General features: G+C 68.1%; 18 protein-coding genes. 11 read left to right on the top strand and 7 right to left on the bottom strand.

Annotated elements, in window-relative coordinates:
- Window positions 1-20: 20 nt before the first annotated feature.
- The 3 genes from PKO50_RS06380 to PKO50_RS06370 all read right to left on the bottom strand — a co-directional run bounded on the left by PKO50_RS06380 (window position 21) and on the right by PKO50_RS06370 (window position 3356).
- A complete protein-coding gene (locus PKO50_RS06380; protein ID WP_275629151.1) occupies window positions 21-1676 on the bottom strand; it encodes a cation acetate symporter in 1656 nt (551 codons plus the stop codon).
- Window positions 1673-1984 (bottom strand): DUF485 domain-containing protein, encoded by a 312-nt coding sequence (locus PKO50_RS06375; protein WP_089393139.1) that lies wholly within the window; start codon window positions 1982-1984, stop codon window positions 1673-1675. Before PKO50_RS06375 ends, PKO50_RS06380 begins: the two co-directional genes overlap by 4 nt.
- Before the next feature lie 514 nt (window positions 1985-2498).
- Window positions 2499-3356, bottom strand: a complete 858-nt coding sequence (locus PKO50_RS06370) for a glycine betaine ABC transporter substrate-binding protein (protein ID WP_109936635.1) — start codon at window positions 3354-3356, stop codon at window positions 2499-2501.
- A 276-nt stretch (window positions 3357-3632) separates the two neighbouring features.
- Here PKO50_RS06370 and PKO50_RS06365 point away from each other — a divergent pair, with 276 nt between their 5' ends.
- The gene (locus PKO50_RS06365) at window positions 3633-5216 is read left to right on the top strand and encodes a beta (1-6) glucans synthase (protein ID WP_275630428.1); all 1584 of its coding nucleotides are present in this window, start codon (window positions 3633-3635) and stop codon (window positions 5214-5216) included.
- 1 nt (window position 5217) lies between these two features.
- Here the strand turns inward: PKO50_RS06365 and PKO50_RS06360 are convergent, their stop codons facing one another.
- Window positions 5218-5589 (bottom strand): hypothetical protein, encoded by a 372-nt coding sequence (locus tag PKO50_RS06360; RefSeq protein WP_109936634.1) that lies wholly within the window; start codon window positions 5587-5589, stop codon window positions 5218-5220.
- Window positions 5590-5759: 170 nt separating this feature from the next.
- Here PKO50_RS06360 and PKO50_RS06355 point away from each other — a divergent pair, with 170 nt between their 5' ends.
- From PKO50_RS06355 to PKO50_RS06340, 4 genes are all read left to right on the top strand, one after another.
- Entirely contained in the window at window positions 5760-6245 is a 486-nt protein-coding gene (locus tag PKO50_RS06355) for a GNAT family N-acetyltransferase (protein ID WP_275629150.1), read from the top strand.
- Window positions 6246-6355: 110 nt separating this feature from the next.
- A complete protein-coding gene (locus PKO50_RS06350; RefSeq protein WP_109936632.1) occupies window positions 6356-7702 on the top strand; it encodes a serine/threonine protein kinase in 1347 nt (448 codons plus the stop codon).
- Window positions 7703-8533, top strand: a complete 831-nt coding sequence (locus PKO50_RS06345) for a VacJ family lipoprotein (RefSeq protein WP_109936631.1) — start codon at window positions 7703-7705, stop codon at window positions 8531-8533.
- Window positions 8534-8643: 110 nt separating this feature from the next.
- The gene (locus PKO50_RS06340; RefSeq protein ID WP_275629149.1) at window positions 8644-9501 is read left to right on the top strand and encodes a pirin family protein; all 858 of its coding nucleotides are present in this window, start codon (window positions 8644-8646) and stop codon (window positions 9499-9501) included.
- A 235-nt stretch (window positions 9502-9736) separates the two neighbouring features.
- Here PKO50_RS06340 and PKO50_RS06335 read toward each other — a convergent pair whose 3' ends face one another.
- Window positions 9737-10885 carry a patatin-like phospholipase family protein gene (locus PKO50_RS06335; RefSeq protein ID WP_109937340.1) on the bottom strand — a complete coding sequence of 383 codons (1149 nt, stop codon included), beginning with the start codon at window positions 10883-10885 and terminating at the stop codon, window positions 9737-9739.
- 122 nt (window positions 10886-11007) lie between these two features.
- Window positions 11008-11937 carry a lipid A biosynthesis lauroyl acyltransferase gene (locus PKO50_RS06330; RefSeq protein ID WP_275629148.1) on the bottom strand — a complete coding sequence of 310 codons (930 nt, stop codon included), beginning with the start codon at window positions 11935-11937 and terminating at the stop codon, window positions 11008-11010.
- A 159-nt stretch (window positions 11938-12096) separates the two neighbouring features.
- Between PKO50_RS06330 and minC the strand changes: the two genes are divergently transcribed.
- The 5 genes from minC to PKO50_RS06305 all read left to right on the top strand — a co-directional run bounded on the left by minC (window position 12097) and on the right by PKO50_RS06305 (window position 16377).
- A complete protein-coding gene (minC, locus tag PKO50_RS06325; RefSeq protein WP_109936628.1) occupies window positions 12097-12954 on the top strand; it encodes a septum site-determining protein MinC in 858 nt (285 codons plus the stop codon).
- A gap of 60 nt (window positions 12955-13014) precedes the next feature.
- Window positions 13015-13830, top strand: coding sequence for a septum site-determining protein MinD (gene minD, locus PKO50_RS06320; protein ID WP_109936627.1), 816 nt, complete (start codon window positions 13015-13017; stop codon window positions 13828-13830).
- Window positions 13827-14081: a cell division topological specificity factor MinE gene (minE, locus tag PKO50_RS06315; RefSeq protein ID WP_009620516.1), complete on the top strand. Its 255-nt coding sequence runs from the start codon at window positions 13827-13829 to the stop codon at window positions 14079-14081. The genes minD and minE overlap by 4 nt, the downstream gene beginning before the upstream one ends.
- A gap of 66 nt (window positions 14082-14147) precedes the next feature.
- A complete protein-coding gene (locus tag PKO50_RS06310; RefSeq protein ID WP_275629147.1) occupies window positions 14148-14783 on the top strand; it encodes an RluA family pseudouridine synthase in 636 nt (211 codons plus the stop codon).
- Window positions 14784-15087: 304 nt separating this feature from the next.
- A complete protein-coding gene (locus PKO50_RS06305) occupies window positions 15088-16377 on the top strand; it encodes a M18 family aminopeptidase (protein ID WP_275629146.1) in 1290 nt (429 codons plus the stop codon).
- A 295-nt stretch (window positions 16378-16672) separates the two neighbouring features.
- On the opposite strand, the gene PKO50_RS06300 is transcribed toward PKO50_RS06305, so the two are convergent.
- A complete protein-coding gene (locus PKO50_RS06300) occupies window positions 16673-17389 on the bottom strand; it encodes a UTRA domain-containing protein (protein WP_089393081.1) in 717 nt (238 codons plus the stop codon).
- Window positions 17390-17738: 349 nt separating this feature from the next.
- Here PKO50_RS06300 and PKO50_RS06295 point away from each other — a divergent pair, with 349 nt between their 5' ends.
- A complete protein-coding gene (locus PKO50_RS06295) occupies window positions 17739-18797 on the top strand; it encodes an extracellular solute-binding protein (RefSeq protein WP_275629145.1) in 1059 nt (352 codons plus the stop codon).
- Window positions 18798-18811 lie beyond the last annotated feature (14 nt).

The raw sequence follows: 18811 nt of genomic DNA, 5'->3' as shown, positions 1-18811 counted from the left end.
TCGGGGTCAGCCGCGAGGCATCAGTGGGCTACCGCGCCACTGGCGCCCAGGCCGGTCTGCGAGCGGATGAACTGCGGGAAGAAGCGTGCGCGCTCCTCGTCCGCCGCCGCCGACTTGTCGGTGATGGAGAAGAACCAGATGCCGACGAAGGCCACGGCCATGGAGAACAGCGCCGGGTATTCGAACGGGTAGATGGGCTTCTCGTGGCCGAGGATCTGCACCCAGATGGTCGGGCCGAGGATCATCAGCACCACCGCGGTGATCAGGCCCAGCCAGCCGCCGATCATGGCGCCGCGGGTGGTCAGCTTCTTCCAGTACATCGAGAGCAGCAGCACCGGGAAGTTGCAGCTGGCGGCGATGGAGAAGGCCAGGCCGACCATGAAGGCGATGTTCTGCTTCTCGAACAGGATGCCGAGGATGATCGCGACCACGCCCAGGGCGACGGTGGTGATCTTCGACACGCGCAGCTCGTCCTTCTCGTTGGCCTTGCCGCCCTTGATCACGCTGGCGTACAGGTCGTGGGACACCGCCGAGGCACCGGCCAGGGTCAGGCCGGCGACCACCGCGAGGATGGTGGCGAAGGCCACCGCGGAGATGAAGCCCAGGAACAGGCTGCCGCCCACGGCGTCGGCCAGGTGCACGGCGGCCATGTTGTTGCCGCCGATCAGGGCGCCGGCGGCGTCCTTGAAGGCCGGGTTGGTGCTCACCAGCACGATGGCGCCGAAGCCGATGATGAAGGTCAGGATGTAGAAGTAGCCGATGAAACCAGTGGCGAAGAACACCGACTTGCGGGCTTCCTTGGCGTCACTGACGGTGAAGAAGCGCATCAGGATGTGCGGCAGGCCGGCGGTGCCGAACATCAGCGCGAAGCCCAAGGAGAAGGCCGAGATCGGGTCCTTCACCAGGCCGCCGGGGCTCATGATGGCCTCGCCCTTGGGGTGTACCTTGATGGCTTCGGAGAACAGCGCGCTGATGTCGAAGTTGACGTGCTTGAGCACCATGATCGCCATGAAGGAGGCGCCGCACAGCAGCAGCACGGCCTTGATGATCTGTACCCAGGTGGTGGCGAGCATGCCGCCGAACAGCACGTAGAGCACCATCAGGATGCCGACCATGACCACCGCGACGTGGTAGTTCAGGCCGAACAGCAGCTCGATCAGCTTGCCGGCGCCGACCATCTGCGCGATCAGGTAGAAGGCCACCACCACCAGCGAGCCGCAGGCGGACAGGGTGCGGATGTTCTTCTGCTTGAGGCGGTAGGAGGCCACGTCGGCGAAAGTGTATTTGCCGAGGTTGCGCAGGCGCTCGGCGATCAGGAAGAGGATGATCGGCCAGCCCACGAGGAAGCCGATGGAGTAGATCAGGCCGTCGTAGCCCGAGGCGAACACCAGCGCGGAAATACCCAGGAAGGACGCGGCGGACATGTAGTCGCCGGCGATCGCCAGGCCGTTCTGGAAGCCGGTGATGCTGCCGCCGGCGGTATAGAAGTCGGCGGCCGACTTGCTGCGCTTGGAGGCCCAGTAGGTGATGCACAGGGTGAAGCCGACGAAGGCGACGAACATGACGATCGCCGGGATGTTGATCGGCTGGCGTTGCACGTCGCCGGTCAGGGCGTCGGCCCAGAGGGCGGGGGCGAAGGCGGCCAGGCCGAGGGCCGCGAACAGGCGGGCGATCATTGCTGGATCTCCTTCAGGACTTCCTGGTTCAGGCGGTCGAACTCGCCATTGGCGCGGCGCACGTAGATGCCGGTGAGGACGAAGGCGGACACGATCAGCCCGACGCCGATGGGAATGCCCCAGGTCACCGAGGAATCGGGGCTCACCTTGGCACCCAGCACTTGCGGTTCGAATGCGATCAGCAGGATGAAGGCCACGTACAGGCCCAGCATGATCAGTGAGAGCAGCCAGGCGAATCGCTCGCGTTTGGCCACCAGTTCCTTGAAGCGCGGATTGGTATCAATCCGCTGGTAGATGCTGTCGTTCATTTTGTTCTTGTCCTCACAGCGGGGGATGACGCGGATGTCGTCGATCCCCACTTTAGGACTCTGGTGCAAGGCCTCCAGACGACTTTAGTCGTAGCGGGCTGGAAGGTGCGGGATAGAGCCTTCGGCCACGGTGCGAAGGCAATGTCGGACAGGTAGGGCGCATAACGCCTACGGCGTTATCCGCCATTGCCCTCGACTCCGGCGCTGGAGCCTGCGGCGGATAACCGCGAACGGTTATTCGCCCTACGGTCGGGTGCAGGCGTAGGAGCAACTGTCTTGCCGGCTGCGCCGATGTGCTCTTCGTAGGAGCGAGCTTGCTCGCGAATAAGCCCCGCAGCGGAGCCTGTTCGCTACGAGAAGCCGTGCCCCCCTGCAGGGTAGGACTCCGTCCGCGATTGGGCTCACCGGCCGCGCCGAACGCCCAGACAGAAAAGCCGCTTCCCCCTGGAGGAAAGCGGCTTTCGTCATACCCCGGATCGAACCGGGCAACAGCCCCGGAACGACCCGCGCCAGCTTACTGCGTCCACTCCTTGACCCGCTCCGGGTTGCTGGCCACCCACTGCTTGGCGGCCTCCTCGGGCTTGGCGCCGTCCTGGATGGCGAGCATCACCTGGCCGATCTCGGCGCCGTCCTTCCACTGCAGTTTCTTCAGCAGCGCCCAGACTTCCGGGGCCTTCTTCTCCAGTGCCGGGTTGGCCACGCTGTCGACATGCTCCTCGTCGCCGTAGACCTTCTTCGGATCGTCGAGGAACTTCAGCTTCCACTTGGCGAACATCCAGTGCGGGATCCAGCCGGTCACCGCCACCGCCTTCTTGTCGTTCTCGGCGCGGGTCAGCTCGGCGATCATGCCGCTGCCGGAGCTGGCCACCAGCTTGTAGTCCAGGCCGTAGTCCTTGATCGCCTGGTCGGTCTTGAGCATCACCCCGGCGCCGGCGTCGATGCCGACGATGCGGCCGCCGAAGTCGTCCTTCATCGCCTTGAGGTCTTCGATGCTGTTGGCCTTGACGTACTCCGGCACGATCAGGCCGATCTTCGCCCCCGGGTAGTTCACGCCCAGGTCGACCACCTGGTCCTTCATCTTCGCGTAGTAGGCGCCGTGGGTCACCGGCAGCCAGGCCGAGAGCATGGCGTCGAGCTTGCCGCGGGCCACGCCCTGCCACATGATCCCGGCCGCCACCGGCATCAGCTTGACCGGGTAGCCGAGCTTCTCGCGGATCACCTCGGCCGCCACGTGGGTGGTGGCCACGCTGTCCGACCAGCCATCGACGTAGCCGATGGTGATCTCCGGCTTGGCCGCCGCACCGGCCAGGCCCGCTGCCGCCGACAGCACGAGCCCCGCACCCAGGCCCATTAGTCGTCGCATCATTCGCATAAGAGTCTCCCCTTGTTCTAGGTTCACCGGAACGAGCGCTCCGGGACGGTCTTGGCCGCCCCTCCATCATCTGCGCGAGGGGCCGGCGGGCTGCTCCGAGAACGACGCGCAACCTGCCGGTACGCGACAACGACTGCCTGATTACGACAACCACGGAGCATTTGCGACATGCTCGTGTCCACCCTTGATGCCAGAGAGCCATCCCACGCTCGTCTGCGCAGACGCCGGAGCCGGGGCATTGCTAAGATGCGCGACCTGCTCGAAAGCACCGCGCCCATGCCCAGATTCCAGCGCCATCCTTTTTCAGCCTACTGCCTCGGCCTGCTCCTGGCCACCCTGGCCCTCTGCGCCACCTGGTACCTGCAGGGCCGCGCCATCGTCCTGCCCGACGCGGCCGGCCCCACGCACAAGCTGCAGTGCGCCTCCTACAGCCCCTTCGGCAAGGACCAGTCGCCCTTCGACCAGCCCTTCACCCTGCGCCCGGCGCAGATGGACGCCGACCTGGCGCTGCTGGCGACGCGTTTCGGTTGCGTGCGCACCTATTCCATGAGCGGCCTGGAAGGCATTCCCGAACTGGCGCGCAAGCACGGCCTGAAGCTGATCCTCGGCGCCTGGATCAACGCCATCCCCGCCGACAGCGAGCGCGAGGTACAGAAGCTGGTGGCGGCGGCCAACGCCTACCCCGACGTGGTCCAGGCGGTGATCGTCGGCAACGAGACGCTGCTGCGCCAGGAGGTCACCAGCAAGTACCTCGAGGGCTTGCTGGCACGGGTGAAGAGCCAGGTGCGCCAGCCGGTGTCCTATGCCGAGGTCTGGGAGTACTGGCTGAAGCACCCGCAGCTGGCCGCCGGCGTCGACTTCATCACCCTGCACCTGCTGCCCTACTGGGACAACCAGCCCAGCGGCATCGACGGCGCCCTGGAGCACGTCGCGGACATCCGCCGGCGCTTCGACCACGCCTTCCCCGGCAAGGCCATCCTGATCGGCGAGACCGGCTGGCCCAGCGAGGGCCGCCAGCGCCAGACCGCCCTGCCCAGCCGCGTCAACGAGGCGCGCTACATCCGCGGCTTCGTGCGCCTGGCCGAGGAGCACGGCTGGCGCTACAACCTGATCGAGGCCTTCGACCAGCCGTGGAAGCGCCGCATCGAGGGCGCGGTGGGCGGCTACTGGGGCCTGTTCGACGCCGACCGGCAGGACAAGAACGTGCTCGCCGGGCCGGTTTCCAACCAGCCGGACTGGCCGCTCTGGCTGACTCTGTCGCTGGCGCTGTGGGGCGCCGCCCTGCTGCTCGGCGGCCGCCCGGCCCACGCCCGCGACGCCCTGCTGCAGCCCCTGGCCGCCGCCCTCGGCGCCGCCTGCGTCGGCCTGTGGGGCGCCCAGGCCCAGGTGATCTGCACCTTCCTCGACGAGTGGCTGTGGGCGGCCTACCTGGTGCTGCTCAACCTGCTGGTGCTGCTGCACCTCTCCCTGGCCCTGGGTACCGGCGCCGGCTGGCGCGCGCGCCTGCTGGCCTGGCTGGAGGCTCGTGGCAGCTGGTGGCTGCTGGCCAGCGGCTTCGCCGGCGCGGTGTGGATGCTGGCCCTGGTGTTCGACGCGCGCTACCGCAACTTCCCCAACGCGGCCCTGCTGTTCCCGGCGCTGGTCTACCTCTGCCGCCCCGTGGCGGCGCCGCGCCGCGAGGCCGGCCTGCTGGCGCTGCTGATAGTCGCCGGCATCGTCCCGCAGCTGCTGCTGGAAGGGCTGGACAACCGCCAGGCGCTGACCTGGGCGGGGGTCGCGCTGCTGCTCGGCGCGGCCCTGTGGCGCGGCCTGCGCCAGGAAAACACCCTGGCCGCCGCGGCCCCGGCTCCAGCCGCCTGATTCAGGCCCGCGCCGGGCGCGGCTGGCGCACCAGGCGCAGCCCGGCGAGCACCACGGCGAACACCGCCATGCTCACGCTGTAGAACACCAGCGCCAGCAGGCCGACGAACAGCGCCAGCGCCGCCAGCCACCAACCGATGCGCCCGGGAACCAGGAAGGCCGGCACCGACGCCGCCAGCGCCGCCTGGCCGAACACCCCGAAATGGATCAGCAGGCCCAGCCCGGAGCGCGCCTGGCAGGCCCACAGCGACGCGTCCTCGGCGCACACGTCCACCCAGCTGGCGTTCTCCAGCAGGCCGAAGCGCACGCCATAGCAGGCGGCCAGCCAGAGGGCGGCGAGGCAGAGCAGGATCAGCGACGAACGATGGGGCATGGCGCCACTTCCGCAGGCGAAGGGCGCCCAGCATAACCAGCGCGGGGGCCGATGCAAGAGGCGCAGCCCCCTGGCGTGGGCGGCTGCAGCAGCTGTGCATCCCCCACCGCCGAGGTTGCCAGCGCCGGGCCGGCACGGCATGCTCGGCGGTCCGCTTCAAGGAGATCGCCATGTCCCGCATCCAGCTGCGCCCCGCCCGCCCCGACGACGTCCCGCTGATCCTCGAACTGATCGCCGAGCTGGCCGAGTACGAACGCCTGTCCCACGAGAACAAGGCCGACGCCGGGCGCATGCACGAGCACCTGTTCGGCCCGCGCCCCTACGCCGAGGTGCTGATCGGCGAAGTGGACAGCGTCGGCGCCGGCTTCGCGCTGTTCTTCCACAACTACTCCACCTGGCTGAGCCAGCCCGGCATCTACCTCGAAGACCTCTACGTGCGCCCCAGCGCCCGTGGCCTGGGCCTGGGCAAGGCGCTGCTGAGCGAACTGGCGCGCCTGGCGGTGGAACGCAAGTGCGGGCGCCTGGAGTGGTCGGTGCTGGACTGGAACGAACCGGCCATCGGCTTCTACCGCAGCCTGGGCGCCGTGCCCCTGGACGAATGGACCGTCTACCGCCTGGCCGGCGATGCCCTCGCCCGCCTCGGCCAGCGCGACTGAACGACCGCTGGAGTGGATTTCTGACGCGTCCTACAGCACTTGAAGCACTTGCGCTTGTCAGAGTGCTCGGTTTCACTGCATTTCGCGTCCCCCTGAAAGGAATCCACCCCATGCCTCTGCTTACGCGCGTGGCTGCCCTGCTCGGCAGCCTCGTCATGGGCTTCGCAGGCCCGGCGCTCGCCAGGGATGTCGACCCGGCCAGCTACGGCTACCCCCTGGGCAACCCCTTCGAAGCGACCATCGCCACCACCCCGGTGGAGCTGCGCCCGCAGCTGCCGGACCCCGCCGACATCGACCAGCAGGACTACGCCCTCAAGCTGCGCCCGGAGCGCGAGTTCGAGCTGCCGGACAACTTCTGGCCGGTGAAGAAGCTGCACTACCGACTGGCCCGCCAGGACCACCCGGCGCCGCTGGTGTTCATCATCGCCGGCACCGGCGCCAGCTACCTCAGCAACACGCCCGAGTACCTCAAGGGCCTGTTCTACGGCGCCGGCTACCACGTGGTGCAGATTTCCTCGCCGACCAGCTGGGACTTCATGGCCGGCGCCTCGATGCGCGCCACCCCCGGCTACAGCCCCGACGACGCCGACGACCTGTACCGGGTGATGCAGGCGGTGCGCGCCCAGCACCCGAGCCTGCCGGTGACCGACTACTACCTCACCGGCTACAGCCTCGGCGCCCTGCACGCGGCCTTCGTCAGCCACCTCGACGAAACCCGCCGCAGCTTCAACTTCAAGCGCGTGCTGCTGCTCAACCCGCCGGTGAACCTCTACACCTCGGTGAGCAACCTGGACCGCCTGGTGCAGACCCAGGTCAAGGGCATCACCGACTCCCGGACCTACTACCAGCTGGTGCTCGGCAAGCTGACGCGCTATTTCCAGCAGAAGGGCTACATCGACCTCAACGATGCCTTCCTCTACGACTTCCAGCACTCCAGGCAGCACCTGACCAACGAAGAGATGGCCATGCTGATCGGCACGGTGTTCCGCTTCTCCTCGGCCGACATCGCCTTCACCTCGGACCTGATCAACCAGCGCGGGCTGGTCACCCCGCCGCACTACCCGATCAACGAGGGCACCAGCCTGGAACCCTTCTTCAAGCGCGCCCTGCAATGCGACTTCGACTGCTACATGGTCGAGCAACTGATCCCCATGTGGCGCAAGCGCCATGGCGGCGGCAGCCTGCCGCAGCTGATCCAGCAGACCAGCCTGTACGCCCTGCAGCAGTACCTGCACGACAGCCCGAAGATCGCCGTGATGCACAACGCCGACGACGTCATCCTCGGCCCCGGCGACATCGGCTTCCTGCGCCGCACCTTCGGCGACCGGCTGACGCTGTACCCGCTGGGCGGCCACTGCGGCAACCTCAACTACCGGGTCAACGCCCAGGACATGCTGAACTTCTTCCGCGGCCAGGACGCCACGCTGCAGGCCGCCGCCGACACAGGAAAGCGCTAGATGACCCGCCGATCCCCCTGGCTGCTCGCCCTGCTGCTGGGCTGCGGCCTGGCCCACGCCGACAACGCCTCCGACCTCGGCCCGGCGCCCGCCGTGCCGCCCTCGGCCGCCAAGCAGGTGCAGCTGGCGCCCGACGACGACGGCTTCAAGCACCCGCTGGACGCCCTCAAGTTCAACCCCGGCCTGGACCAGCGCGAGTTCGAGCGCGCCACCCTCAGCGCGCTCAACGTCTACGACCCCTGGGAGTCGTGGAACCGCCGCGTCTACCACTTCAACTACCGCTTCGACGAGTGGGTGTTCCTGCCCGTGGTGCACGGCTACGAATACGTCACCCCGCGCTTCGTGCGCAGCGGCGTGAGCAACTTCTTCAGCAACGTCGCCGAGGTGCCGAGCCTGCTCAACAGCCTGCTGCAGTTCAAGGGCAAGCGGGCGATGAACACCACCGCGCGGCTGCTGTTCAACACCACCTTCGGCGTGCTCGGCCTGTGGGACCCGGCCACCCGCATGGGCCTGCCCAGGCAGACCGAGGACTTCGGCCAGACCCTCGGCTTCTACGGCGTGCCCGCCGGCCCCTACCTGATGCTGCCGATCCTCGGCCCGTCCAACCTGCGCGACACCGGCGGGCTGGTCACCGACTTCGTCGCCGGCCAGCAGGTGGACTACCTGGGCGTGGCCAGCGCCAGCGGCGACCACTGGGAAATCCCCACCCTGCAGGTCATTGACCGGCGCTACAGCAATAGCTTCCGCTACGGGCAGATGAACACCCCCTTCGAGTACGAGAAGCTGCGCTACTTCTATACCGAGTCGCGCAAGCTGCAGATCGGCGAATGAGCACGCGGGTTGAATATCGAACAATTCGATATTCAACCCGCAAAACTCGCAACCATCCATCCAGTTCCTGGGACTATCATGGCCTCCATGCCTGAACGAGGAGGTCCACCATGACCCAGCTGCGCAACCTGATCGACCTGCACATCGGCCGCCCCGCTTCCGACGGCGCCGGCGTGCGCCTGACCCGCGTGATCGGCGGCCCGGGCATCGAACGCTTCGATCCCTTCCTGATGCTCGACCAGTTCGACACCCAGAACCCCGACGACTACATCGCCGGCTTCCCCGACCACCCGCACCGCGGCTTCGAGACGGTGACCTACATGCTCGAAGGGCGCATGCGCCACCGCGACCACCTGGGCAACGAGGGCCTGCTCAAGCCCGGCGGCGTGCAGTGGATGACCGCCGCCCACGGCATCATCCACAGCGAGATGCCCGAGCAGGAGCAAGGCGCCATGCGCGGCTTCCAGCTGTGGCTGAACCTGCCCGGCAAGAGCAAGCTCGGCTCGGCCGGCTACCGCGACATCGAGCCGGAAGACGTCCCGCGCACCACCACCGCCGGCGGCGTGGAAGCGACGGTGATCGCCGGGCGCTTCGACGATGGCCAGGTGCGACTCGACGGCGCCGTGCAGCGCCCGGACACCGAGCCGCACTACTACGACCTGAAGCTGCCGGCCGGCGCCGACATCGACCTGAACCTGCCGAGCGGCCACCAGGTGCTGCTGTACGTCTACGAAGGCAGCCTGCAGGTGCAGGCCGAGCGCGGCGGCGAGGTCGGTACCAACCGCCTGGCGCGCCTGGGCGAGGGCGACGCGGTGAAGCTGCACAGCGACCAGGGCGCGCGCGTGCTGGTGCTGGCCGGCAAGCCGCTGCGCGAACCCATCGTGCAGTACGGGCCCTTCGTGATGAACAGCCGCGAGGAAATCGAACAGGCCCTGCGCGATTACCGCGACGGGGTGCTGGCGATCTGAGCCGCCGGAGTCACGGATTGTAGGGGCGGGCCCTGCCCGCGAAATCGCGCGCAGGGCGCGCTCCTACATGGTTACGGCGTGGGTGGGGCAGCGTAGGAGCGGACTCCGTCCGCGATTGGATTCACCGGCCACGCCGGACGCCCCGGTAGCACGGCCAACGGCGGATAACCGCGAACGGTTATTCGCCCTACGGTCGGGCACGCTCGCAGGAGCGGACTCCGTCCGCGATCCTCCCCTACAGGCAATGCTCCTCCAGCCCGAGGAAGCGCACCAGCTCCGCCCGCTTGTCCATGGCGTCCTTGTAGCCCAGGCGGATCAGCTCGTGGCAATAACCGCGCTCGAACAGCAGGTAGCTCAGCACCCCCGCCCCACTCGCCCGCGTCGCGCCCGGGCCGCGCAGGAACAGGCGCACCGCCCAGGGCAGCTCCTTGCGGTGGCGGGCGGCGATCTCGTCCAGCGGCCGCGACGGCGATACCAGCAGCACCTCCACCTCGCGCAGCCCAGACTCGTGGCAGCGGCGCTCCTGCGGCACCAGCGAGCCCAGGTAATTGACGCGCTGCAGCACCTCGATATCCCCTTCCAGACTGTCGATGAAGGTGCTGTTGAGCAGGTGGATGCCCATCTGCGCCAGGCTCGGCGGGCGCTCGCTGCCCTCGCCGACGGCGCTTTCGTCGGGCCCGTTGCGCGCCGGGTTGCCGCTGACACCGATCACCAGCACGCGGTTGGCGCCCAGGTGCAGCGCCGGGCTGATCGGCGCCTGCTGGCGCACCGCGCCATCGCCGTAGTACTCGCGCTTGATGCGCACCGGGGCGAACAGCAGCGGGATCGCCGAGCTGGCCAGCAGGTGCTCCAGGTGCAGCCGCGTCGGCACCCCGATGCGCCGGTGGCGCAGCCAGGGCTCGATGGTGGCGCGGCCCTGGTAGAAGGTCACCGCCTGTCCGGAGTCGTAGCCGAAGGCGGTCACCGCCACGGCTCGCAGCTTGCGCTGCTGCAGGGCGGCGCTGATGCCGGAGAAGTCCATCTCGCGGGCCAGCAGGTGGCGCAACGGGGTGCTGTCGAGCAGCGCCACCGGCCGCCGCCGGCCCAGGCCCAGCAGGCTGTGGCCGAGGAAGCGCAGGGCCTGGCCCAGCACCCCGGTGAAGTCGGCGCGGTACACCTGGCCGGTGTGGAAGCCCTTCCACACCCGCGTCAGGCTGTGGATGGCCTCGCGGAAGGACAGCGCGCCGCAGGCCAGGCCCACGGCGTTGATGGCGCCGGCCGAGGTGCCGACGATGACCGGGAAGGGATTGGCCGCCCCCTCCGGCAGCAGCTCGGCGATGGCCGCCAGCACACCCACCTGGTAGGCGGCGCGGGCACCGCCGCCGGAGAGGATGAGGCCGGTGATGGCGCGGTCGGTGCGGGGGTTTGGTTGCGGCTCGGCGGATTCAGTCACGACGGGAGTCCTGGATGCGTCCTGCACTTTTCAGTATGCAGCGCCGGCCGCCGCGGTAAAGCCCGCCGCCGCACTCAGCGCTTGTCGTAGAGCTTCGGCGCGCCTTCCGGGCGGCTCTTGAAGCGGCGATGGGCCCACAGGTACTGCTCGGGCTGCTGGCGGATCTCCGCCTCCACCCACTGGTTGATGCGCAGGCAGTCGGCCTCCTCGCTCTCGCCGGGGAAGTCCCGCAGCGGCGGGTGGACCACCAGGCGGTAGCCGGAGCCGTCGGCCAGGCGCGTCTGGGTGAAGGGCATGACCTGCGCGCGGCCCAGGCGGGCGAACTTGGTGGTGGCGGTGACGGTGGCGGCCTGGATGCCGAACAGCGGCACGAACAGGCTCTGCTTGGCGCCGTAGTCCTGGTCCGGGGCGTACCAGATGGCGCGCCCGGCGCGCAGCACCTTGAGCATGGCCCGTACGTCCTCGCGCTCGATGGCGGTGGCGTCCAGGTTGTGCCGCTCGCGGCCGCGGCGCTGCACGTAGTCGAACACCGGGTTGTCGTGCTCGCGGTACATGCCGTCGATGGTCTGCACCTGGCCCAGCAGCGCCGCGCCTATCTCCAGGGTGGTGAAGTGCATGGCCATGAGGATCACGCCCTTGCCTTCGGCCTGGGCCTGGCGCAGGTGCTCCAGGCCTTCCATATGGGCGAGCCTGGCCAGGCGCGCCCGCGGCCACCACCAGCTCATGGCCATCTCGAAGAAGGCGATGCCGGTGGAGGCGAAGTTGGCCTTGAGCAGCCGGGTGCGCTCGGCGGCGGACAGCTCGGGGAAGCACAGCTCCAGGTTGCGCGCGGCGATCGCCCGGCGGCTGCCGACCACGCGGTACATCACCGCGCCCAGGCCGCGCCCCAGCGCCAGCAGCGCCGGATAGGGCAGTTGCACCACCAGCCACAGCGCGCCCAGGCCCAGCCACAGCGGCCAGTAGCGCGGATGGAGGAAGGCGGTGCGAAAGCGGGGACGGTCCATGAACGATTCCGGAAATGACGGGCAAAGGCGGCATTCTACCGCGAGCGCCGCCTTTGCGCCGCCGCCCCGGTGCCACTATCGCACCTGGCCCCGCGCCAGGCTTGCGGCTGCCGGGAGGGTTCGCTATAAGTCGAGGCCATTTAGCGATGCAGTGCGACCATGAGCCAAGCCGACCTCCTCGACCAAGATCCCGTTTTCCAGCTCAAGGGCAGCATGCTCGCCGTCACCGTGCTGGAACTGGCGCACAACGACCTGTCGCGCCTGGACCGTCAGCTCGCCGACAAGGTCGCCCAGGCTCCCAACTTCTTCCGCGACACCCCCCTGGTCCTGGCCCTGGACAAGCTGCCCGGCGGCGAAGGCCAGCTCGACCTGCAGGGCGTGCTGGACATCTGCCGGCGCCACGGCCTGCGTACCCTGGCCATCCGCGCCAACCGCGAGGAAGACCTGCGCCTGGCGACCATGCTGGACATCCCGGTGCTGCCGCCGTCCGGCTCCCGCGACCGCCCGCTGGAGCCGAAGGACGCCGCCGCTGCCGCCCCGGCCGAGGGCATAGTGCGCCGCCCGCGCAGCGAGAAGCTGGCCGAACCGGTGGTCGAGAAAGCCATCGACAAGGCCAGCGAAAAGACGGCGGACAAGGCGCCTGAAAAAGCCCCTGAAAAGCCTGCCGAGCCCTCCGCCCCGGCCGTCCGTCCGACTAAGCTGGTGACCACCCCGGTGCGCGGCGGCGTGCAGATCTACGCCGCCGGCGGCGACCTCATCGTCCTGGCCCCCGTGAGCCCCGGTGCGGAACTTCTGGCCGACGGCAACATCCACGTATACGGTCCGATGCGCGGCAGGGCCCTGGCGGGCGTCAAAGGCGACACCAGCGCGCGAATCTTCTGTCAGCAGCTGGGTGCCGAACTGGTCTCCATCGCCGGGAATTACAAGGTTGCAGAAGACCTTAGGCGCAGTCCGCAATGGGGGCAGGCGGTACACGTCAGCCTGTCGGGAGACGTGTTGAACATCACCCGCCTTTAACGGATACTGCCGCGAATTTCAGGGACCTGAATTCTTCGTTTTTCATTGGGGTGAATCACCTTGGCCAAGATCCTCGTAGTCACTTCCGGTAAGGGTGGCGTCGGTAAAACCACCACCAGCGCCGCCATCGGCACCGGCCTGGCCCTGCGCGGCCACAAGACCGTCATCGTCGACTTCGACGTGGGCCTGCGTAACCTCGACCTGATCATGGGCTGCGAACGCCGCGTGGTTTACGACTTCGTCAACGTCATCAACGGCGAAGCCTCCCTGACCCAGGCCCTGATCAAGGACAAGCGCCTCGAGAACCTGTTCGTCCTGGCCGCCAGCCAGACCCGTGACAAGGACGCCCTGACCCAGGAAGGCGTCGGCAAGGTCATGGAAGAACTCAAGCAGAACTTCGAATACATCATCTGCGACTCCCCGGCCGGCATCGAGAAGGGTGCCCACCTGGCCATGTACTTCGCCGACGAGGCAATCGTCGTGACCAACCCGGAAGTCTCCTCGGTCCGCGACTCCGACCGCATGCTCGGCCTGCTGGCCAGCAAGTCGGCGCGCTCCGAGAAGGGCGAGGAGCCGATCAAGGAACACCTGCTGCTGACCCGCTACAACCCCGAGCGCGTCACCAAGGGCGAGATGCTCGGCGTGGAAGACGTCGAGGAAATCCTGGCGATCCGCCTGCTCGGCGTGATCCCGGAGTCGCAAGCCGTGCTCAAGGCCTCGAACCAGGGCGTACCGGTCATCCTCGACGACCAGAGCGACGCCGGCCAGGCCTACAGCGACGCGGTCGACCGCCTGCTGGGCAAAGAGATGCCACATCGGTTCCTCGATGTGCAGAAGAAAGGATTCCTGCAACGACTGTTCGGAGGACGTGAATGAGCCTTTTAGACTTCTTTCGCAGCCGGAAAGCGCCGAACAGCGCCTCCATCGCGAAGGAAAGACTCCAGATCATAGTCGCCCACGAGCGCGGCAACCGCTCGCAACCGGATTACCTCCCGCAGTTGCAGAAAGACCTGCTGGAAGTCATCCGCAAGTACGTGCCGATCGACCAGGAACAGGTCCAGGTGGAACTGGCCAACCAGGGCAGCTGCTCGATCCTGGAACTCAACATCACCCTGCCGGAACGTTGATCGTCCGCTGGGTGAACTGCGGCGGCCTCGGCCGCCGCAGTCATTTCTAGCCGCTGGCGAGGCCCCATGCCGCTGTCGAACATCCAGATCGTCCACCAGGACGCCGCCCTGCTGGTGGTGAACAAGCCCACCCTGCTGCTCTCGGTGCCCGGCCGCGCCGAGGACAACAAGGACTGCCTGGTCACCCGCCTGCAGGACAACGGCTACCCGGAAGCGCGCATCGTCCACCGCCTGGACTGGGAAACCTCCGGCCTGATGGTCCTGGCCCGCGACGCCGACAGCCACCGCGAGCTGTCCCGGCAGTTCCACGACCGCGAGACCGAAAAGGCCTACACCGCGCTGTGCTGGGGCGAGCCGGAGCTGGACAGCGGGCGCATCGAACTGCCGCTGCGCTACGACCCGGAGAACAAGCCGCGGCACATCGTCGACCACGAGCACGGCCGCCACGCACTGACCTTCTGGCGCGTGGTGGAACGCTGCGGCCAGTACGCCCGGGTGGAGCTGACGCCGATCACCGGCCGCTCGCACCAACTGCGCGTGCACATGCTGTCCATCGGCCACCCCCTGCTCGGCGACCGCCTCTACGCCGAAGGCGAAGCCCTCACCCTGCGCGACCGCCTGTGCCTGCACGCCAGCCTGCTGTGCCTGACCCACCCACAGACCGGCGAGCGCCTGCGCTTCGAGTCGCCGGCGCCTTTCTGAGTGGGAGTCGCCTTACCCTGTCCTTGGATGGGCTTGCCTGCGGTAGCCGGACGTATCGGCACAATTCGCGGATAAGATCCGCGCCTACGCTGCCCACCCACACCATTCCCCATGTAGGAGCGCGCCCTGCGCGAAATCGCGGGCAGGGCCCGCTCCTACAGGTTGCAGTTGGGCACGGTATTCCGCGCCTACGCTGCCCCACCTGCGCCATTCCCGTGCGGGAACACGGCCTGCGCGATTCCGCGGGGGCCCGCCGTCCCTGCCATTTGCGATAAACTTCCGCCATCGTTGTCCGGAGTTTCCCATGCGTGCAGATCTCAACCAGGGCCTGATCGATTTCCTCGCGGCCTCGCCGACGCCGTTCCACGCCACCGCCAGCCTTGCCCGGCGCCTCGAGGAGGGCGGCTACCAGCGCCTCGACGAGCGTGACGCCTGGCGCACCGAGGCCGGTGGGCGCTACTACGTGACGCGCAACGACTCCTCGCTGATCGCCTTCAAGCTCGGCCGCAACGCGCCGCTGGAGCATGGCCTGCGCCTGGTCGGCGCGCACACCGACAGCCCCTGCCTGCGCGTCAAGCCGAACCCGGAACTGGCCCGCAAGGGCTACTGGCAGCTGGGCGTCGAGGTCTACGGTGGCGCCCTGTTCGCGCCCTGGTTCGACCGCGACCTGTCCCTGGCCGGCCGCGTCACCTTCCGCCTGGCCGGCAAGGTGGAAAGCCGCCTGATCGACTTCCGCGCGCCCATCGCGGTGATCCCCAACCTGGCCATCCACCTCAACCGCGAGGCCAACATGGGCTGGGCGATCAACGCCCAGACCGAGCTGCCGCCGATCCTCGCCCAGCTGGCCGCCGGCGAAACCCGCGACTTCCGCGACCTGCTCGGCGAGCAGCTGCAGAACGAGCACGGCATCATCGCCGACGCCATCCTCGACTACGAACTGAGCTTCTACGACACCCAGCGCGCCGCGGTGGTGGGCCTGGGCGGCGAGTTCATCGCCGGCGCCCGCCTGGACAACCTGCTGTCCTGCTATGCCGGCCTGGAGGCCCTGCTGGCCAGCGGCGACGAGCAGAGCGCGGTGCTGGTCTGCACCGACCACGAGGAGGTCGGCTCCTGCTCGGCCTGCGGCGCCGACGGCCCCTTCCTCGAACAGGTGCTGCGCCGCCTGCTGCCCGACGGCGACGCCTTCGTGCGGGTGATCCAGCGCTCGCTGCTGGTCTCCGCCGACAACGCCCACGGCGTGCACCCCAACTACGCCGACAAGCACGACGGCAACCACGGCCCGCTGCTCAACGGCGGCCCGGTGATCAAGGTCAACAGCAACCAGCGCTACGCCACCAGCAGCGAGACCGCCGGCTACTTCCGCCACCTGTGCCTGGAGAACGAGGTGCCGGTGCAGAGCTTCGTGACCCGCAGCGACATGGGCTGCGGCTCCACCATCGGCCCGATCACCGCCAGCCAGCTGGGCGTGCGCACCGTCGACATCGGCCTGCCGACCTTCGCCATGCACAGCATCCGCGAGCTGGCCGGCAGCCATGACCTGCGCTACCTGGCCAAGGTGCTGGGGGCTTTCTATGGCAGTGCCGAGCTGCCTTGAGGCTTGGGTTTTCGTAGGAGCGAGCTTGCTCGCGAACCTGGGCCTTCGTGTGTGGGGCCGGCCCTGGCTCCCTCTCCCTAACCCTCTCCCTGAAGGGAGAGGGACCGTTCGGCATCAAGCGTTACTTCAGCACTCGTCGGCCATTGCGGTGCGGCCGGTTAGCACTGTCCTGGCCGCCGGCACGGGCAAGCTCCCTCTCCCTTCAGGGAGAGGGCTGGGGAGAGGGGCGGACTGGCTCCCGGGTGCCTAGGTCAAGGGTTCGCGAGCAAGCTCGCTCCTACGAAGAGCCCTTCCCTCAATCCGGCACCTCCACGCTCACGTGAATCGCATCGTGCCGCCAGAACTCCAGGTCGCAGTCGATCACCCGGCCGTGCTGGTCGCGGTTGATGCGGGTGATGCGCAGTGCCGGGCTGCCCTCGGCCACTCGCAGGGCGCTGGCCGCTTCGCCGTGCAGGGCGGTGGGCACCATGTCGAAGCGCACGCGGCCGTAGCGGATGTCATAGCGGCTGGCGTAGAGGTCGGTCAGCGACTGGCGCAGGTCGCAGTCGAGGATGCCGGGGAAATAGGCCGGGTTCAGGTAGTGCTCCACGTACAGCACCAGGCGCCCGTCCACCCGCCGGGCGCGGCGGATCTGGTAGACGCTGGACAGCGCCGGCAGCTCCAGGTGCGCGCAGATCGCCGGGCTGGCCGGCAGTTGGCGCGCCGACAGCACCTCGGTGGCCGGCACCCGGTCCTGGCCGGCGACCATGGCGTGGAAGTGGCTGCGCACCAGCGGGTTGTACAGCAGCCGCGGCGGCGAGACGAACCAGCCGCGGCGCTCCTCGCGGTAGATCAGGCCCTGGGCCTCCAGCTGCGTCAGCGCCTCGCGCAGGGTGATGCGCGTGGTGTCGAACAGCTCGCTCAGGCGCCGCTCCGCCGGCAGCTTGCCGCCGGCCGGCAGCAGGCCGCTGTCGATCTGTTCCAGCAGCGCCCGGCAGATCGCCGTCACCGTCGGTAGCGCCTCGTCGCGCATGCTGTTTCCCTCTTTTGGACTAGACCAGCCCCAACCTGGGGCACTTCACCGCAACCGGTAACCCTTTCCACTGTAGGAATCCACGGTGACCGTCCGGTGACAGTGCCATGGCAAGCAGGCCCCATGCCAGCTCCGCGCCACAGCATAGCCCAGCCGCATCAAGGTCTTGTGCATGGTCTAGGCTGTATCCGGGTGCTGCCTGCCGACCCGCATGCCGGCGCCCGGACACGAAATTGTCATGCCCGCTTCGTAGATTGGCCTGGGTCTTGCTGATCTAGACCAGCGACGCGCCACGCCCGACCGGGGCGCGGCCCCCAATGCCAGAACCCGATGACCGAAGGAGCACCGAATGAAACGCTTGCTTGCTTCACTGCTGGGAACCGCGATTGCCCTGGGCAGCGCGACCACCATGGCCGCCGAGGCCGACCTGCAGGCGCTGGAACAGGCCGCGCGCAAGGAAGGCCAGGTGAACAGCGTGGGCATGCCCGACAGCTGGGCGAACTGGAAGGACACCTGGAAGGACCTGGAGAGCAAGTACGGGCTCAAGCACATGGACACCGACATGAGCTCGGCCCAGGAGCTGGCCAAGTTCAAGGCCGAGGGCGAGAACGCCAGCGCCGACATCGGCGACGTCGGCGCCGCCTTCGGCCCCATCGCCGTGCAGCAGGACGTCAGCCTGCCCTACAAGCCCAGCACCTGGGACCAGGTCCCGGAATGGGCCAGGGACAAGGATGGCCACTGGGCCCTGGCCTACACCGGGACCATCGCCTTCATCGTCAACAAGCAGCTGGTCAAGGACGTGCCGCACAGCTGGGCCGACCTGCTCAAGGGCAAGTACAAGGTCACCATCGGCGACGTCAGCAGCGCGGCCCAGGCGGTCAACGGCGTGCTCGCCGCGGCCATCGCCAACGGCGGCGACGAGAAGAACGTCAAGCCGGGCCTGGAGTTCTTCGCCCAGCTGGCCAAGCAGGGCCGCCTGTCGCTGACCAACCCGGTGATCAACACCCTGGAGAAGGGCGAGGTGGAAGTCGGCATCGTCTGGGACTTCAACGGCCTGAGCTACCGCGACCAGATCGACTCCAGCCGCTTCGAGGTGCTGATCCCCTCCGACGGCTCGGTGATCTCCGGCTACACCACCATCATCAACAAGTACGCCAAGCACCCCAACGCCGCCAAGCTGGCCCGCGAGTACATCTTCAGCGACGCCGGGCAGATCAACCTGGCCAAGGGCAACGCCCGGCCGATCCGCGCCGAGCACCTGGACCTGCCGGCCGAGGTCAAGGCCAAGCTGCTGCCCAACGAGCAGTACGCCAGGGCCCAGCCGATCAGGGACGGCCAGGCCTGGGAAGCGACCTCCAAGCGCCTGCCGCGCATGTGGCAGGAGAGCGTGATCATCAACATGCAGTGACGCAGCGCCGCCCC

Source organism: Pseudomonas sp. 273 (assembly GCF_029201425.1).
Lineage (GTDB): Bacteria > Pseudomonadota > Gammaproteobacteria > Pseudomonadales > Pseudomonadaceae > Pseudomonas > Pseudomonas delhiensis.
The sequence above is the reverse complement of the archived record's forward strand: the minus strand, read 5'-3'. Positions and strand labels throughout refer to the sequence as shown.

Bases quoted from the DNA above. Each gene is read 5' to 3' on its own strand.
- PKO50_RS06380 (WP_275629151.1), bottom strand. From the start codon at position 1,676: ATGATCGCCCGCCTGTTCGCGGCCCTCGGCCTGGCCGCCTTCGCCCCC.
- PKO50_RS06375 (WP_089393139.1), bottom strand. From the start codon at position 1,984: ATGAACGACAGCATCTACCAGCGGATTGATACCAATCCGCGCTTCAAG.
- PKO50_RS06370 (WP_109936635.1), bottom strand. From the start codon at position 3,356: ATGCGAATGATGCGACGACTAATGGGCCTGGGTGCGGGGCTCGTGCTG.
- PKO50_RS06365 (WP_275630428.1), top strand. From the start codon at position 3,633: ATGCCCAGATTCCAGCGCCATCCTTTTTCAGCCTACTGCCTCGGCCTG.
- PKO50_RS06360 (WP_109936634.1), bottom strand. From the start codon at position 5,589: ATGCCCCATCGTTCGTCGCTGATCCTGCTCTGCCTCGCCGCCCTCTGG.
- PKO50_RS06355 (WP_275629150.1), top strand. From the start codon at position 5,760: ATGTCCCGCATCCAGCTGCGCCCCGCCCGCCCCGACGACGTCCCGCTG.
- PKO50_RS06350 (WP_109936632.1), top strand. From the start codon at position 6,356: ATGCCTCTGCTTACGCGCGTGGCTGCCCTGCTCGGCAGCCTCGTCATG.
- PKO50_RS06345 (WP_109936631.1), top strand. From the start codon at position 7,703: ATGACCCGCCGATCCCCCTGGCTGCTCGCCCTGCTGCTGGGCTGCGGC.
- PKO50_RS06340 (WP_275629149.1), top strand. From the start codon at position 8,644: ATGACCCAGCTGCGCAACCTGATCGACCTGCACATCGGCCGCCCCGCT.
- PKO50_RS06330 (WP_275629148.1), bottom strand. From the start codon at position 11,937: ATGGACCGTCCCCGCTTTCGCACCGCCTTCCTCCATCCGCGCTACTGG.
- minC (WP_109936628.1), top strand. From the start codon at position 12,097: ATGAGCCAAGCCGACCTCCTCGACCAAGATCCCGTTTTCCAGCTCAAG.
- minE (WP_009620516.1), top strand. From the start codon at position 13,827: ATGAGCCTTTTAGACTTCTTTCGCAGCCGGAAAGCGCCGAACAGCGCC.
- PKO50_RS06310 (WP_275629147.1), top strand. From the start codon at position 14,148: ATGCCGCTGTCGAACATCCAGATCGTCCACCAGGACGCCGCCCTGCTG.
- PKO50_RS06305 (WP_275629146.1), top strand. From the start codon at position 15,088: ATGCGTGCAGATCTCAACCAGGGCCTGATCGATTTCCTCGCGGCCTCG.
- PKO50_RS06300 (WP_089393081.1), bottom strand. From the start codon at position 17,389: ATGCGCGACGAGGCGCTACCGACGGTGACGGCGATCTGCCGGGCGCTG.
- PKO50_RS06295 (WP_275629145.1), top strand. From the start codon at position 17,739: ATGAAACGCTTGCTTGCTTCACTGCTGGGAACCGCGATTGCCCTGGGC.